The sequence below is a fragment of the Flaviramulus sp. genome, from assembly GCF_982512915.1.
The window spans coordinates 1-2628 of the sequence record NZ_CEWOCJ010000051.1; the positions used below are offsets into that span (position 1 = coordinate 1).

Below are 2628 nucleotides of genomic sequence, written 5' to 3' on the forward strand. Positions count from 1 at the left end.
ATATGGTAAAAGGTAGTTATACTAAATTGACGAAGCTGAATGATGATTATAAGTTAACCACTTATTAATAGAAATTAAAAAATTAAAAACGAACTGCCAACAATGGCTAAAACGTTCATAGCCAGCAAAAGCTGGCTACGCCGTTTAGCCGAAACCGTTAGTGACAATTAGAAAATAAAAAATCAGTAGTCATATGGAAATTACTGTTCTACCAAAAGATTTGAAAATAGATGAGTCTAAAAACTTACAGTTATACAATTATAGAAGAACTGAAGATATTCAAAAAACTAAAATAAATCTATCTAAAAATACAATCAGTTTTTTAAGAACGGGTACTAAAGAAGTTATTGGAGACGACAAAACAGTACAGATAGAAAATGAGCATTTTGTTATTATGAAATCAGGTAATTGCTTAATGACAGAAAAAATTTCAGATTCTTTTAAAGTTTACCAAAGTATTTTATTCTTCTTTTCAGATGAAGAAGTATTACATTTTTTGGAGAAATACAATCAATTTTCATCAAACTTAAAGAATCACAAATCTTTCTATATTTTCGAATACGATAACTTCGTGCAAAATTTTGTTGATAGCCTTGAACAAGTTCTAAAACTTCCTAAAAAGATTCAAGGCAATATTTTGAAGAATAAATTTGAAGAAATTATGCTTTATTTAATTCATCGGAATAATGCAGATTTTTTAAATTCATTGGTACGAAATATAGATGATAAAATAAGCAGATTAACCAACATTACAGAAAATAATAAATATAATAAATTGAATTTAGAGGAGCTTGCTTTCTTATGTAATATGAGTGTCTCCACTTTCAAACGAGAGTTTTTTAAACGCTATCAAAGCACACCAATGAAGTGGTTTAATGAGCAGAGATTAAATCACATTGCATTTATACTCAAAACAAATAAAAATCGCCCAATTGAAGTATACGAAGATGCGGGATACGAGAATTTTTCCAATTTTGTACAAGCATTTAAAAAGAAGTTTGGAATGACTCCAAAACAATATCAAATTCAAAATTGAACATTTTTAAATACTTTTTGAACATTATAAACTACCGTACCAAAGTGATTTGCCCTTAAATTTGTAGTATTAAATCATTAAAAGAATAATATCATGTTCAAATCAATTTTTATTACGGTCGTAGCTTTGATTTTTAATTTTAATCTTTCTGGTCAAGATGCTTTTACATTAGAAAGTAAGACTTTAGGAGGAAATTCAACAGCTATGGAAGAGTTTAATGGCTTTGGTTGCACAGGAGAAAATACTTCACCTCAATTATCCTGGTCAAATGCTCCCGAAGGAACAAAAAGTTTTGCAATTACAATGTACGATCCTGATGCACCTACTGGAAGTGGTTGGTGGCATTGGGTAGTTTTCGATATTCCAAGCGATGTGAATAATATACTTGAAAATGCAGGAAATATTGAAAAAAGGTTAATGCCTAAAGATGCTATCCAAAGTTTAACAAACTATGGAGTACCAGGATACGGAGGTCCTTGCCCTCCAGAGAATCATGGAATTCACCAGTACATAATTACGGTTCATGCACTTAAAGTAGATAAGTTGGGATTAGATGCAAATACAAATCCTGCAATCGTTGGATATTATCTTTGGAATAATACAATTGCAAAAGCAAGTATTGTTACTTATTATGAACGAAAAAAATAAAACTGTCACTAACAATGGCTAAAACGGCAAGTGGGGCTATGCGCCCCACCTGCGTTTAGCCGAGACCGTTAGCTTTCATTTAAAAAACAAAATAGTACATATTGAATAATAAGATTGCATTAGTAACTGGAGTAAGTCGTTTTAAAGGAATTGGACGAGCAATTTGCTGTGAATTAGCGAGCAAAGGATTTGATATTTTTTTTACTTATTGGTTACCATACGACAAAACAATGCCTTGGGGTGTTGACGAAGACGAACCTGAGAAAATCTTGAAAGAAATTTTAGCATTTGGTGTTAGATGTGAAAAGATAGAGTTAGACTTATCAAGCGAAAAAGCATATCTACAACTGTTAACAGCAGTTGAGAGTAAATTAGGCAATCCATTAATACTTGTAAATAACGCTACATATAGCACTGGAACAACGATTAACAGTTTGACAGAATCCGAATTAGATAAGCATTATGCGATAAATTTAAAGGCAACAACTTTATTGACTTTAGAATTTATTAGACAATTTAAATTCAATAAAAATGGTAGGATAATAAACCTAACCTCTGGACAATCATTAGGTCAAATGCCAAACGAAATAGCCTATGCAATTACAAAAGGAGCAATTGAAACATTGACTTATACCTTGAGTCAAGAAATTGCTATAAAGGGAATTACAATTAATGCTGTAAACCCTGGACCGAATGACACAGGTTGGATGAACAAAGCATTAAAAAGCGAACTATTAAATCAATTTCCAATGAATCGTATAGGTGAACCAAAAGATACAGCAAAACTGATTGGTTTTTTAGCCAGTGAAGATGCTGAATGGATTACCGGACAAATAATTCATTCCGAAGGTGGATTTAAGAGATAAATGAAAAACGAAAAGCTAACACTGTATATGAAATCATAGCACCCTATCGGGAGGCTACGCTTCATATACTAAACGTTA

Annotated in this window: 3 protein-coding genes; all 3 read left to right on the forward strand. The window is 31.5% G+C overall.

The genetic code is table 11. From position 1 onward, the window contains the following. Positions 1-193 precede the first annotated feature (193 nt). The 3 genes from AC1XJX_RS13605 (at position 194) to AC1XJX_RS13615 (ending at position 2550) form a co-directional block, all read left to right on the forward strand. On the forward strand, positions 194-1036 hold the full coding sequence (locus AC1XJX_RS13605) for a helix-turn-helix domain-containing protein (RefSeq protein WP_482004535.1): 843 nt from the start codon (positions 194-196) through the stop codon (positions 1034-1036). Between the two features lie 93 nt (positions 1037-1129). After that, the gene (locus AC1XJX_RS13610) at positions 1130-1684 is read left to right on the forward strand and encodes a YbhB/YbcL family Raf kinase inhibitor-like protein (protein WP_482004536.1); all 555 of its coding nucleotides are present in this window, start codon (positions 1130-1132) and stop codon (positions 1682-1684) included. A gap of 101 nt (positions 1685-1785) precedes the next feature. Further along, a complete protein-coding gene (locus AC1XJX_RS13615; protein WP_482004537.1) occupies positions 1786-2550 on the forward strand; it encodes an SDR family oxidoreductase in 765 nt (254 codons plus the stop codon). Positions 2551-2628 lie beyond the last annotated feature (78 nt).